12 protein-coding genes are annotated in these 13,451 nt (G+C 72.9%); 4 read left to right on the top strand and 8 right to left on the bottom strand.

Features of this window, described 5'->3' with window-relative positions; translation table 11 throughout:
• Positions 1-133 precede the first annotated feature (133 nt).
• On the bottom strand, positions 134-1,162 hold the full coding sequence (locus IE118_RS27355; RefSeq protein WP_189560730.1) for a P1 family peptidase: 1,029 nt from the start codon (positions 1,160-1,162) through the stop codon (positions 134-136).
• Between the two features lie 43 nt (positions 1,163-1,205).
• On the opposite strand from IE118_RS27355, the gene IE118_RS27350 reads away from it, so the two are divergent.
• Complete coding sequence (locus IE118_RS27350; RefSeq protein ID WP_189560729.1) at positions 1,206-1,382, top strand: hypothetical protein; 177 nt, start codon at positions 1,206-1,208, stop codon at positions 1,380-1,382.
• Between the two features lie 40 nt (positions 1,383-1,422).
• Here the strand turns inward: IE118_RS27350 and mscL are convergent, their stop codons facing one another.
• The 6 genes from mscL to IE118_RS27320 form a co-directional block, all read right to left on the bottom strand.
• Positions 1,423-1,938, bottom strand: coding sequence for a large conductance mechanosensitive channel protein MscL (gene mscL, locus IE118_RS27345; protein WP_189560728.1), 516 nt, complete (start codon positions 1,936-1,938; stop codon positions 1,423-1,425).
• Between the two features lie 135 nt (positions 1,939-2,073).
• Entirely contained in the window at positions 2,074-2,574 is a 501-nt protein-coding gene (locus IE118_RS27340) for a hypothetical protein (protein WP_189560760.1), read from the bottom strand.
• 354 nt (positions 2,575-2,928) lie between these two features.
• Positions 2,929-3,771: an S-methyl-5'-thioadenosine phosphorylase gene (locus tag IE118_RS27335; RefSeq protein ID WP_189560727.1), complete on the bottom strand. Its 843-nt coding sequence runs from the start codon at positions 3,769-3,771 to the stop codon at positions 2,929-2,931.
• A gap of 93 nt (positions 3,772-3,864) precedes the next feature.
• Positions 3,865-4,197 (bottom strand): FmdB family zinc ribbon protein, encoded by a 333-nt coding sequence (locus IE118_RS27330; RefSeq protein WP_189560726.1) that lies wholly within the window; start codon positions 4,195-4,197, stop codon positions 3,865-3,867.
• A gap of 67 nt (positions 4,198-4,264) precedes the next feature.
• Positions 4,265-5,551 (bottom strand): MFS transporter, encoded by a 1,287-nt coding sequence (locus tag IE118_RS27325; protein WP_189560725.1) that lies wholly within the window; start codon positions 5,549-5,551, stop codon positions 4,265-4,267.
• A gap of 270 nt (positions 5,552-5,821) precedes the next feature.
• The gene (locus IE118_RS27320) at positions 5,822-7,351 is read right to left on the bottom strand and encodes a potassium/proton antiporter (protein ID WP_189560759.1); all 1,530 of its coding nucleotides are present in this window, start codon (positions 7,349-7,351) and stop codon (positions 5,822-5,824) included.
• A gap of 244 nt (positions 7,352-7,595) precedes the next feature.
• Here IE118_RS27320 and IE118_RS27315 point away from each other — a divergent pair, with 244 nt between their 5' ends.
• Entirely contained in the window at positions 7,596-10,379 is a 2,784-nt protein-coding gene (locus IE118_RS27315) for a penicillin acylase family protein (RefSeq protein ID WP_189560724.1), read from the top strand.
• A 61-nt stretch (positions 10,380-10,440) separates the two neighbouring features.
• Here the strand turns inward: IE118_RS27315 and IE118_RS27310 are convergent, their stop codons facing one another.
• Complete coding sequence (locus IE118_RS27310; RefSeq protein ID WP_189560723.1) at positions 10,441-11,091, bottom strand: 5-formyltetrahydrofolate cyclo-ligase; 651 nt, start codon at positions 11,089-11,091, stop codon at positions 10,441-10,443.
• 92 nt (positions 11,092-11,183) lie between these two features.
• Here IE118_RS27310 and galU point away from each other — a divergent pair, with 92 nt between their 5' ends.
• Positions 11,184-12,095, top strand: a complete 912-nt coding sequence (gene galU, locus IE118_RS27305; protein ID WP_189560722.1) for a UTP--glucose-1-phosphate uridylyltransferase GalU — start codon at positions 11,184-11,186, stop codon at positions 12,093-12,095.
• Complete coding sequence (gene glp, locus IE118_RS27300; RefSeq protein ID WP_189560721.1) at positions 12,092-13,414, top strand: molybdotransferase-like divisome protein Glp; 1,323 nt, start codon at positions 12,092-12,094, stop codon at positions 13,412-13,414. Before galU ends, glp begins: the two co-directional genes overlap by 4 nt.
• Positions 13,415-13,451: the final 37 nt, after the last annotated feature.

The following is a 13,451-nucleotide window of genomic DNA, read 5'->3' as shown; positions in this document are numbered from 1 at the left end:
CACCCCGGGGGACGGCAACTCTTCCCGGCCGGCGCCCACTTCGCCGGCCCCGACCGCACCGTCCACCCCGCCCGCCGGGGCGCGGATGTCGCCCCCGCCCGCACCTCCCGCCCCGTCGCCGGGCGCCGCCCGCTCACGGCCGGCCGTACAGCTCGCCGTACGACGGCCACGCCCCGCCCGGACCGTCCACCGGCCCGGCGGCACGCACCGCCCGGACGATCGCCCGGGTCACCATGTCCGCGCCCGCCGCGAGCACGTCGTTCAGCGCGAGAGGGTCGGCCGTGTCGAGCGGGTGCCCGCCCGTGGCCAGGGTGAAGACGGTGTCGCCGTCGCTGAGCAGGTGCACCGGCCGGACGGCCCGCGCGATCCCGTCGTGCGCCGTGCCGGCCAGCTTCTGCGCCTGCGCCTTGGACAGCACGGCGTCGGTGGCCACCACCGCCAGCGTGGTGTTCAGCGGGGGAGGGGCGTTGCGCCCGGCCGACTCCGCCAGCCGCCGCCGCGCGGCCTCGTGCACCTCCGTGTCCGGGTAGCGCACCCGGCCCTGGAAGAACTCCCCGTACAGCACCCCCGTTTCCGGATCCATCACCGAACCCGCCGCGTTGGCCGCCACCAGCGCGGCCACCGTGATCCCCGACTCCAGCACCGTGCTCGCCGTGCCGATGCCGCCCTTCAGCAGCCCGACCACCGCGCCCGTGCCGGCGCCCACACAGCCCTGCGGCACCGGCGCGCCCGGCCCGGCGGCGGCCGCCGCCTCGACCGCCGCCCGGCCGGTGGCCGCGTCCGGCCGGGCCCGGAAGGCGCCGCCCCGGCCCAGGTCGAAGACGCAGGCGGCCGGCACCACCGGCACCACGTGCAGCGGATCCGGCCCGACGCGCACCCCGCGTCCCCGCTCCTCCAGCCAGGCCATCACCCCGGACGCGGCGTCCAGCCCGTACGCGCTGCCCCCGGTCAGCACGACCGCCTCGGCCTTCTGCACCAGGTTCCGCGGATCGAGGGCGTCGGTCTCCTTGGTGCCGGGTCCGCCACCGCGCACGTCCACCGCGGCCACGGCCCCGCCCTCGGGCGCCAGCACGACCGTGGTGCCGGTCAGCCACCCGTCGCCGGTCCGCGTGGCGTGCCCCACCCGCAGGCCGGCCACGTCCGTCAGAGCATCAGCTGTCATGCGCTCAGTCCTGCCCGATCGGGCGCGGCCGTACCCTGGACCCATGAGTACCGCCCCCGATCCCCGGCCGCGTGAGCCGAAGCCCGCGCTGGTCTTCGACGACCCGACGGACCAGCAGTCCTCGGACGACACCGACCGCGGGTGGGGCGAGCGCCCGTCCGGCGACAGCGCCGCCGACCTGAAGCGGTTCCTCGACGAGAAGCCGCCCCACCACATCTGACCCGCGGACACGTCCGGCCCGCGGGCCGGACGTGAGCGCCCTACCGGCCGCCCGGCCCCGTCCCGCCCTGTCCGGGGCCGTACTGCCCCGAGGCGCCGTGTGCCGCGTCGCGCTGGGCGACGAGGGTGTCGCGGATCTCCTTGAGCACCTCCAGCTCGGTGATCTCGATGACCTCGCGGGTGCCCTCCTTCGCCTTCCGGCGGGCCTCCACCCGGGCCAGGTACTTCGCCATCGGCAGCACCATCAGGAAGTAGACGACCGCTGCGGTGATCACGAACTGGAGCGTCGAGCCGAGGACGGAGCCCCACAGGATCCTGACGCCGGTCGCGGCGTCCCCGGTGCCCTCGCAGGGACCCTTCAGGCACGAGCTGTAGCTGTCCAGGTCCTTGGTGCCGAAGGCGCCGACCAGCGGGTTGATGACGCCCTTCACGACCGCGTTGACGATGTTGGTGAAGGCGGCACCGATGACCACCGCCACGGCCAGATCGACGACGTTGCCCCGCATCAGGAAGGCCTTGAAGCCCTGCAGGACGCTCGTCTTCTCCCGGTCGCTCACTTCGGGGCCCCATTTCTCGTGCGTAGCGTGCGGAGGAAAGCGCTCCGCAACCTACGCCACACCCGTGCCGACCTGTCCAGTCACGGCGTACGCGGGAACGCGCCGACCGGACCGCCGGGTTCGCGGGGGCCGGGTTCACCACACCGTCACCGCCAGGCGTGCCGTGGCGCTCGCACCGGCGAGGCCGGCCGCCGTGGAACGCGGCACCGACAGCACGACGAGCGCCCCGCCGTCGCCGTCCACCGGTTCCGGCACCTCCGTGACCCGTGCCCCGCGCGCCACCACCCGGGCCCCGCCGCCGGACACCGTCTCCTCGGCGGCGATCACGTCCACCCGGTCGCCCGGCCGCAGCAGCCGCACCGTGGCCGCGTCGGCGATCCGTACCGGAGCCGTCACCGTCGTCCCCGCGTGCCGGGGCCGTACCGGGGGCCGCTCCCCGGCGGACGTCGGGGCGGCCCGTAGGGCGGACGACCCCGCGGGGTGTCCCCGCGACCGGTCCGCCTCCCGCGGACCCGCCGCGACGAGCGCCGCCGCCGTGACCGCCAGGCCCATCGCCACGGCCCGCCTGCGGTGCCGTACGAGCCCGCCCGGGAGGGGCAGACCGCCCCGCACCCGCACCGGGGCGAAGTGCGGCACCTCGCAGCGGGGAGGGACGTCGGCGCCGGGCGGGCGGGGGACGTCGGGGGAGGGGGAGGGGAAGGACGAGGGGACACGGAACGGGGAGGGGGGACGACGGGACACGGCTACCACCACCTGCGACGAGGGACCGGTTTGCGGCTCCCACGATGAGGCCCATGGCCCCGGCCCGCCGGGCCCTGTGGACGCACCACGAGCCTGTGGACGACCCCGCCACCCGAACGGGAGCCTCCGCCCCCGGCCGCGCGCGGAGCCTGCCCCGCCCGCGCCCGGTGACCGGACGCTCTCCGCGCGCGGAGACCCGGCGCTGCTCCGGTCGGGCCGCGCCAGGCCCGCCGCCCCCGCGCCGAACCGTTACGGCAGCGCGAACCCCGGGTTCATCCCTCCCAGCGCCGACGCGCACAGGCAGTCCCGTTCCCCCGTCGCCGGCAGCGCGGCGACCGCGTCGAAGAGGACCCCCCGCAGCCGGTCCACGTTGGCGGCGAACACCCGCAGCACCTCGTCGTGGGAGACGCCCTCACCGGTCTCGGCGCCGGCGTCCAGGTCGGTGACCAGCGTGAGGGACGTGTAGCAGAGCTCCAGCTCACGGGCGAGCGCCGCCTCGGGGTGACCGGTCATGCCCACCACCGACCAGCCCTGCGCCCGGTGCCACAGCGACTCGGCGCGGGTGGAGAAGCGGGGCCCCTCCACCACGGCCAGCGTGCCCCCGTCCACCGGCTCCCAGTCCCGTCCCCGCGCCGCCTTCAGGGCGGCCGCCCGCCCCACGGGGCAGTAGGGGTCGGCCAGGGACACATGGACCACGTTCGGCACCGTGCCGTCCGGGAGCGGCAGCCCGTCGAAGTAGGTGTTCGCCCGGGACTTCGTCCGGTCCACGAGCTGGTCCGGCACCAGCAGCGTGCCGGGCCCGTACTCGGGCCGCAGTCCGCCCACCGCGCACGGTCCGAGGACCTGGCGGGCGCCGACCGACCTCAGCGCCCACAGATTGGCGCGGTAGTTGATGCGGTGCGGCGGCAGGTGGTGGCCGCGCCCGTGCCGCGGCAGGAAGGCGACCCGCCGGCCCGCCACCTCGCCGAGGAACAGGGAGTCGCTGGGGGCCCCGTACGGGGTGTCCACCCGGACCTCGGTGACGTCGTCGAGGAAGGAGTAGAAGCCGGAGCCGCCGATCACGCCGATCTCGGCCTTCGCGATGTTCGCCATGCCCCGCACCCTAGCCGGACGGGGAAACACCGAGGACCCCGTCGTCGGACGACGACAGGGTCCCGGGGATACGGCGATGAGTGGCGGTCGCGCCTACGCGGCGGTCGTGCTCGTGGAACCGGCGGAACCGGACGAGCTCGACGAACCGGACGACGTGCTCGAACCCGAACCCGAGTCCGAGGAGGACGCCGAGGAGGAGGACGAGGACGCTCCGGCGGACTTCGACGCCGGCGAGCTGCTCGACGAGGAGCCGCGGCTGTCGTTGCGGTAGAAGCCGGAGCCCTTGAAGACGATGCCGACGGCCGAGAACACCTTCTTGAGGCGGCCCTGGCAGTTGGGGCACTCGGTCAGCGCGTCGTCGGTGAACTTCTGCACCGCCTCGAGGCCTTCGCCGCACTCGGTGCACTGGTACTGGTAGGTCGGCACTGTCTTCCTCCTGGCACTCTCACTCGATGAGTGCTAACGACGGTCCATAGTGACGTATTCCGTGGGTTCAGTCCACTGCGACGGGCTCGCGGTGACCCACGCCACGCGCGACGGTACGCCCCCGCGGGGCCGTCACCAGCCGCGACCGCAGTGCCAGCAGCGTCGCCAGGGCCAGCACCGTACCGCCCATCGGGACCAGGAATCCGGCGCCGTCCCACAGGCGGTCCTCGAGCTGTCCGGCGACCGTCACGGCCGCCGCCTGGCCGAGCGCGACGGCTCCGGTCAGCCAGGTGAAGGCCTCGGTGCGGGCTCCGGCCGGGACCAGGTCCTCCACCAGGGTGTAGCCGGTGATCAGCGCGGGCGCGATGCACATGCCGACCAGCAGGCCGAGCCCGGCCAGCAGCAGCGCCGAGTGGGCGGTCCACAGGGCGGACGCGGTCAGCGCCAGCGCCGCGTAGGCGAGGATCAGGCGGCGTTGCGGGGCGACCTTCCAGGCGATGGCGCCGCAGGCGATGCCGGCGATCATGTTGCCCGCGGCGAAGACGCCGTACAGGACGCCGTTCAGGCCCGGGTTGCCGATCGACTCGGTGTACGCGGCCAGGGAGACCTGCATGCCGCCGAAGACGGACCCGATGCCGAGGAAGGTCACGATCAGCACCCGCACCCCGGGGACGCCCAGCGCGGAGGTCTGCTCCGTGCGGGTGTGCCCCGTGCGGGCGGCGACCGTGGGCTGCGTGCCCTTCTGCGCGGCGAACAGCAGACCGCCGACGAGGGTGAGCGCGGCCTCGGTGACCAGGCCGGCGGCCGGGTCGACGGCCGTGCACAGGGCCGTGGCCAGCAGCGGTCCGACGACGAAGGTGAACTCGTCGGTGACGGACTCGAACGCCGCCGCGGTGGCCATCAGCGGGGAGCCCTTGAGCTTGACGCCCCAGCGGGCGCGCACCATGGGCCCGATCTGCGGCACCGAGGCGCCCGTGGGCACGGCGGCGGCGAACAGGGCCCACAGGGGTGCGCCGGTCAGGGCCAGCGCGGTGAGGGCGACGCCGGACACGGTGTGCACGAGGACACCGGGCACCAGGACGGCCCGCTGCCCGTAGCGGTCGGCGAGGCGGCCGCTGTAGGGCGCGAAGAGGGCCATCGAGACACCGGTGGCGGCGGCGACGGCGCCGGCCACCCCGTAGGAGCCGGTGGTGTGCTGCACCAGCAGCACGATGGAGAGGGTGAGCATCGCGAACGGCTGGCGGGCCGCGAAGCCGGGGAGCAGGAACGTCCACGCGCCGCGCGTGCGCAGCAGGCGGCCGTATCCCGGGCGGGAGGCGGCCGGGTCCTGAGACGTGGTGACCGTGGATGCCACGGCCCGTGCCTTTCTGCCGCCTGGTAGCGCCCCGCGCGCGGGGCGTGCGGGAGCGCCGAGAGCTGTCCTCTTGCGCTGACTGCGGTAGATACCGGCGCCACAGCTCAGGGCGTTCCGGCCGCCATACGGTCGCGCCAGCTCTGCGTCAGGCAGAGTTGGTTCGATCTGGGGTCGTCTGCATAGTACAGGGGCCGACGGGCCGCTACGGCTGTGAAAAGGGGCACCCTGCCTGCGGCAACGGGTGTCCCGGCGGGGGCGGGAGCCGCCCGGTCAGTGGTGCGCCCGCGAGCCGTCCGCGCCCAGCCAGTCCGCCAGCTTCCCGCCCCGGCCGACCGCGCGCAGGCGCCGTTCGGCGGCGTCCCGTACCGGGTCCGTGGCGACGACGAGGAGTTCGTCCCCGCGTCGCAGCACCGTCGACGGCAGCGGGACGAAGGACTTCCCGTCGCGCACGACGAGGGTGACGGCGGCGCCGCCCGGCAGCCGCAGTTCGCCGACCTCCACACCGTGCATCCGGGACTCGCCGGGGATGGCGACGGACAGCAGGTGCCCGCGCAGCCGTTCCAGGGGTGCCGACTCGATGCCGAGGTCGGCGGCGCCGGAGTCCCCGCCCAGCCGCAGCGTGCGGGCCAGCCAGGGCAGCGTCGGGCCCTGGACGAGGGTGTAGACGACGACCAGTACGAAGACGATGTTGAAGATCCGCTCGCTGCCGTCGACGCCCTGCACCATCGGGATCGTCGCCAGGATGATGGGCACGGCGCCGCGCAGCCCCGCCCACGACATCAGGGTCTGTTCCTGCCAGGGCACCCGGAACGGCACCAGGCACACCACGACGCTCAGCGGGCGGGCCACCAGGGTGAGCGCGAGTCCGATGAGCAGCGCGGGCACGATGTCGTCACCGAGTTCGTGCGGGGTGACCAGCAGGCCGAGCAGGACGAACATGCCGATCTGGGCGATCCAGCCGAGCCCCTCGGCGAACCCGCGGGTGGCGGGCCAGTGCGGCAGTCGGGCGTTGCCCAGCACCATCGAGGCGAGGTAGACGGCGAGGAAGCCGCTGCCGTGGGCGGTGGCGCCCACCGCGTAGGCGGCGACGGCGATCGCCATCACGGCGATCGGGTACAGGCCGGAGGCGGGCAGCGCCACGTGCCGCAGCCCCCAGGCGCCGAGCCAGCCCACCGCGAGTCCGATGGCGGCGCCGATGGCCAGCTCCAGCGCGATCTCGCCGATCAGTACGTACCAGTGCTCGACCGGTCCGGCCGCCGAGAAGGCGACGACCAGGATGACGACGGGGGCGTCGTTGAAGCCGGACTCCGCCTCCAGGGTGCCCGTCACCCGGGAGGGCAGCGGGATCCTGCGCAGTACGGAGAAGACGGCCGCCGCGTCGGTCGAGGAGACCACCGCGCCGATGATGAGCGCCTGCCGCCACTCCAGCCCGACCAGGAAGTGCGCCGCCGACGCCGTGACCCCGACGCTCACCGCGACACCGGCCAGGGCGAGCGCGGTGGCGGCGGGCAGGGCCGGTTTCGCCTCGCTCCACTTGGTGCCGAGGCCGCCCTCGGCCAGGATCACGACCAGGGCCGCGTACCCGATGACCTGGGTCAGCTCGGCGTTGTCGAAGTGGACGTCGCCGATGCCGTCCTGGCCGATGGCGACGCCTATGCCCAGGTAGACGAGCAGGCTGGGGAGCCCGCTGCGCGAGGAGATCCGCACCGCGACGACGGCCACGAGCAGCACGACCGAGCAGACGAGCAGCAGCTGGTTGAGGTGGTGGACAGTCAGCGGCCGTTCCCTTCCCTCACTCAGGCGCGTCGGCGCGTGAGCTCACGTACATCGCGTGCGATCCACCGCTTCCGCGGCAAACTACTTCGTTACCTTACCTAACTCTTGACGCGTTCTTGACGCCGTTCACGGCATGATCGAACGTCCGTCCGGGCTGGTTCCCGACTCCGCGTCAAGTGGCGCGGGGCCCTGCGCCTATCGTTGCTCCAGCGCTCAGTTAAAAGCACAGCCCCGACCTGCCGCTCGCGTTAGGACAGCAAGGACAGCGATGCCCACCGACACCACCGCCTCCACGGGTCAGCAGCCCGGCAAGTCCGGCAGGAAAAGAGGGCGCAAGGTGCGCCTGTTCGTGCTCGTCCTGGTGCTGGCCCTGATCGGCGGTGTCGCCTACGGGGGGTACTGGTCGGTCAGCACCGTGCGTGCCTCCTTCCCGCAGACCGAGGGCTCGATCACGCTCCAGGGCCTGTCGGGGACCGTCGACGTCAAACGCGACGGCCACGGCATCCCGCAGATCTACGCCTCCTCCGACGAGGACCTGTTCATGGCGCAGGGCTACGTCCAGGCGCAGGACCGGTTCTACGAGATGGACGTGCGCCGGCACATGACCGCCGGGCGCCTGTCGGAGATGTTCGGCAAGGGCCAGGTCGACAACGACGCGTTCCTGCGCACCCTCGGCTGGGAGCGGGTCGCCAAGGAGGAGTACGACAAGAAGCTCTCCCCCGAGACGAAGAAGTACCTCCAGGCCTACGCCAAGGGCGTCAACGCCTACCTGGCCGGCAAGAAGGGCGAGGAGATCTCGCTGGAGTACGCGGCGCTGGGCTTCGAGAACGACTACACGCCGGGGGAGTGGACCCCGGTCGACTCCGTGGCCTGGCTGAAGGCGATGGCCTGGGACCTGCGCGGCAACATGCAGGACGAGATCGACCGCGCGCTGATGACCAGCCGCCTCGGCCCGAAGCAGATCGCCGACCTGTACCCGGCCTACCCGTACGACCGGAACAAGCCGGTGGTCCAGGAGGGCCGGTACGACGAGCTCACCGAGGCGTACGAGAAGGGCGGGGGCGGCGACGGCGAAGGTGACGGCACCGGCGACGGGACCGGCGACGGGAGCGGGACGGGTGCCGGAGACGGCACGGAGTCCGGCACCGGGGGCTCGGGCATCGAGAGCCAGCTCGCGGGCCTCCAGCAGGTCCTCCAGGACCTCCCCACCGCCGTCGGCGTCAACGGCGACGGCATCGGTTCCAACTCCTGGGTCGTCGCCGGTGACCACACCATCACCGGCGAGCCGTTGCTCGCCAACGACCCGCACCTGTCCGCCTCGCTGCCGTCCGTCTGGTACCAGATGGGCCTGCACTGCCGCAGCGTCTCGGAGCAGTGCCGGTACGACGTCACCGGCTACACCTTCGCGGGCATGCCCGGCGTGATAATCGGCCACAACCAGGACATCGCCTGGGGCCTGACCAACTCCGGCGTGGACGTCACCGACCTCTACCTGCAGAAGATCACCGGCGACGGCTACCAGTACGGCGACAAGGTGGTGCCGTTCGAGACCCGCGAGGAGACCATCAAGGTCGCCGGCGGCCCGTCGCGCACGATCGTGGTCCGCGAGACCAACAACGGACCGCTGCTCTCCGACCGTTCCGACGAGCTGGTGAAGACCGGCAAGAAGGCCACCGTCGACAGCGAGGCCCCCGACCGGGGCGACGGCTACGGCGTGGCGCTGCGCTGGACCGCGCTGGACCCGGGCCGCACCATGGACTCCGTCTTCGCCATCAACCGCGCCAAGGACTGGGACGACTTCCGCGAGGCGGCCACGCTCTTCGAGGTGCCCTCGCAGAACCTCGTCTACGCGGACACCGAGGGCCACATCGGCTACACGCTCCCCGGGAAGATCCCCACCCGCGCGGAGAAGCACGACGGTGCCGTCCCCGCCCTCGGCTGGGACCCCGACTACGAGTGGACCGGCTGGATCGAGCAGGACGAGCTGCCCTACGAGTTCGATCCCGAGCGCGGTTACATCGTCACCGCCAACCAGGCGGTCGTCGGCGAGGACTACCCGTACACGCTGACCACGGACTGGGGCTACGGCGCGCGCAGCCGGCAGATCACCGACCTGATCCAGGGGAAGATCGAGGACGGCGGCAAGCTCTCCACCGACGACATGCGGCAGATGCAGCTCGACAACTCCAGCTCCATCGCCAAACTGCTGGTGCCCGACCTGCTCAAGATCGACACCGGTGACGAGGACGTGCGTGAGGCGCAGAAGCTGCTGGAGGGCTGGAACTACCAGCAGGACGCCGACTCGGCCGCCGCCGCCTACTTCAACGCCGTGTGGCGCAACATCCTCAAGCTCGCCTTCGGCCACAAGCTGCCCAAGGAACTGCGCGTCGAGGGCCAGTGCCTGTGGGTCGACCCGGTCAACCCGACCGGGCCGGCGGACGAGGTGAGCAAGGTCCGCGAGTGCGGTCAGCGCGCCGCCGACCAGGCGCAGCCGGACGGCGGCGACCGCTGGTTCGAGGTGGTCCGCACGCTGAAGGAGGACAAGGACAGCGAGTGGTGGTCGACCCCCAAGAGGGGCACCCGGCCCGGCGCCGACAACCGTGACGAGCTGTTCAAGCGGGCCCTGATCGACGCCCGCTGGGAGCTGACGGCCAAGCTCGGCAAGGACATCGACAGCTGGAGCTGGGGCCGGCTGCACCGCCTGTTCCTGAAGAACCAGACGCTCGGTACCGAGGGCCCCGGCTTCCTGCAGTACGCCCTCAATCGCGGCCCGTGGAAGCTCGGCGGCGGAGAGGCCACGGTCAACGCGACCGGCTGGAACGCGGCCGGCGGCTACGAGGTCGTGTGGGTGCCGTCCATGCGGATGGTGGTCAACCTCGGGGACCTCGACAAGTCGCGGTACATCAACCTCACCGGCGCCTCCGGGCACGCCTACAGCTCGCACTACGTCGACCAGACGGACCTGTGGGCCAAGGGCGAGCTGCTGGAGTGGCCGTTCTCGAAGGACGCGGTCGAGAAGAACACGGAGGACACGCTGCTCCTCAAGCCCTGACCCGGGCGGTCCCGCAGCCGGCATCGGCCTCCACGCGCGCGCGTGGGGGCCGACGCGCGTCTCAGGAGGGTGCGCCGGGGCGTTCCGCCCCGGACGGCCGGCCGAAGCGCCGCACCCCGGACGGTGTCACCACCGCGTGCACCGGCCGGTCGTGCGGCTCCACCGGGACCCGCCCGACGACCTCGGAGCCGTACAGCAGCACCACCAGCGCCGGGCGCGCGCCCGCGCGGTGCAGCCGCCCGAGGACCCGGTCGTACGAGCCGCCGCCGCGTCCCAGCCGCATCCCCCGCGCGTCGACGGCCAGTCCGGGCAGCAGGACGGCGTCCGCCTCCGTCACGGCGTCCGCACCGAGGCGCTCCCCGGCCGGTTCCAGCAGCGTCATCCGTCCGCCGTGCCGCACCCGCGCGAGGGACGCCTCACCGGTGTACGTCCCCCAGTCGAGGTCGTTGTCCGGCAACAGCACCGGCAGCAGGACGCGTACGCCCCGGGCGCGCAGCGCGTCCAGCAGCGCGAGCGTGCCGGGTTCGCTCCCCACGGAGACGTACGCCGCCACCGTGCGCGCGTCGGCCAGTTCGGGCAGCGCGAGGGCCTGCCGGGCCAGTTCGGACGCGTTCTCCCGCACGTCATCCGCCGTCAACCCGTCCCTCGCACGGAGGATTTCGCGCCGCAGCGTCCGCTTGTCAGACTCGTCCGCGCGATCGTTCTGTCTCAAGTCTGTACCCGTACCGTTCTAATATGCTCATATGAGCGGCAATTGACCGGAGCTGCAGATTCCCTGCAAACGCACCGGATAGGGTGTCCGGCATGTCACAGTCACACCCTCGGATCAGCAAGGCTGTCATCCCCGCGGCCGGTCTCGGCACGCGGTTCCTGCCGGCCACCAAGGCCACTCCCAAGGAGATGCTGCCGGTCGTCGACAAGCCGGCGATCCAGTACGTGGTCGAAGAGGCCGTCTCCGCCGGTCTCGACGACGTCCTCATGGTCACGGGCCGGAACAAGCGCCCCCTCGAGGACCACTTCGACCGCAACTACGAACTGGAGTCCGCCCTTCAGAAGAAGGGCGACGCCGACCGCCTTGCCAAGGTCCAGGAGTCCAGTGACCTGGCCACCATGCACTACGTCCGCCAGGGCGACCCCAAGGGCCTCGGCCACGCCGTCCTGTGCGCCGCCCCGCACGTCGGCCACGAGCCCTTCGCCGTCCTCCTCGGCGACGACCTGATCGACCCGCGCGACCTCCTGCTCCAGCGCATGATCGACGTCCAGCAGCAGTACGGCGGCAGCGTCGTCGCGCTCATGGAGGTGGCCCCCGAGCAGATCCACCTCTACGGCTCCGCCGCCGTCGAGACCACCGAGGACTCCGACGTCGTCAGGGTCAGCGGCCTGGTCGAGAAGCCGGCCCGCGAGGAGGCGCCCTCCCACTACGCCGTCATCGGCCGCTACGTCCTCGACCCGGCCGTCTTCGACATACTGCGCAGGACCGAGCCCGGCCGCGGCGGGGAGATCCAGCTCACCGACGCCCTCCAGCAGCTCGCCGAGGACGAGAAGGTCGGCGGCCCGGTGCACGGCGTCGTCTTCAAGGGCCGCCGCTATGACACCGGCGACCGCGGCGACTACCTCCGTGCCATTGTCCGGCTCGCGTGCGAACGTGAGGACCTGGGACCGGACTTCCGGACCTGGCTCCGCCGTTACGTCACCGAGGAGATGCAGCAACGTTGAGCACCGCCGCGCCCCGCACCGCAGGACCGGACCACCTCTGGTCGGTGGACGAGCACCTGGCCGACATCCTCGCGACCGTCCGGCCCCTCGAACCGATCGAGCTCCAGCTCCTCGACGCCCAGGGCTGCGTCCTGGTCGAGGACATCACGGTGCCGGTGTCCCTGCCCCCGTTCGACAACAGTTCCATGGACGGGTACGCGGTGCGGGTCGCGGACATCGCGGGCGCGAGCGAGCAGTATCCGGCGGCCCTCGAGGTGATCGGGGACGTCGCAGCGGGCCAGGCCGACCTCCTCCACGTGGGCCCCGGCCAGGCCGCCCGCATCATGACCGGTGCCCCGCTGCCGCCCGGCGCCGAGACCGTCGTCCCCGTGGAGTGGACCGACGGCGGCCTCGGCGAGGGCCCGGCGGCCGGCATGCGCGCCCGCGCTCTGGCGCCCGAGGGCGCCACCGGCCAGGTGTGCGTCCACCGCCCCGCCCCCGCCCGCGCGCACGTGCGCGCCAAGGGCAGCGACGTCAGGGCCGGTGACCGCGCCCTGGAAGCCGGCACCGTCCTCGGCCCCCCGCAGATCTCCCTCCTGGCCGCCATCGGCCGCGGCACCGTCCGGGTGCGCCCGCGCCCGCGCGTGGTGGTCCTCTCCACCGGCAGCGAACTCGTCCAGCCCGACGAGGAACTGCGCCCCGGTCAGATCTACGACTCCAACAGCTTCGCCCTCACCGCCGCCGCGCGGGACGCCGGCGCGATCGCCTACCGGGTGGGCGCCGTCGCCGACGACGCCGCCACCCTGCGGGACACCATCGACGACCAGCTGGTCCGCGCCGACCTGATGGTCACCACCGGCGGCGTGAGCGTCGGTGCGTACGACGTCGTCAAGGAGGCGCTGTCGTACGCGGCGGACGAGGACGAGCCCGGCAGCGGCGTCGACTTCCGCAGGGTCGCCATGCAGCCGGGCAAACCCCAGGGTTTCGGCTCCATCGGCCCCGACCACACCCCGCTGCTGGCCCTGCCCGGCAACCCGGTCTCCTCGTACGTCTCCTTCGAACTGTTCGTCCGCCCCGCCATCCGCACCCTGATGGGCCTCGGCGACGTCCACCGGCCGAGGACCCGCGCGAAGCTCACCGCGGACCGGGCCCTCACCTCGCCCAAGGGCCGCCGCCAGTTCCTGCGCGGCCGGTACGCCGACGGCACGGTCACCCCCGTGGGGGGCGCCGGCTCCCACCTCGTCGCCGCCCTCGCGCAGGCGAACGCGCTGATCGTCGTCCCCGAGGACGTCGAGTCCCTCGCCCCCGGCACCGAGGCCGACGTGGTCCTGCTCGGCTGAGCACCGCCCGCAGCCGGTACCGTGTCGCGCACAGCAG

This window comes from Streptomyces pilosus, from assembly GCF_014649835.1.
Lineage (GTDB): Bacteria > Actinomycetota > Actinomycetes > Streptomycetales > Streptomycetaceae > Streptomyces > Streptomyces pilosus.
The sequence above is the reverse complement of the archived record's forward strand: the minus strand, read 5'-3'. Positions and strand labels throughout refer to the sequence as shown.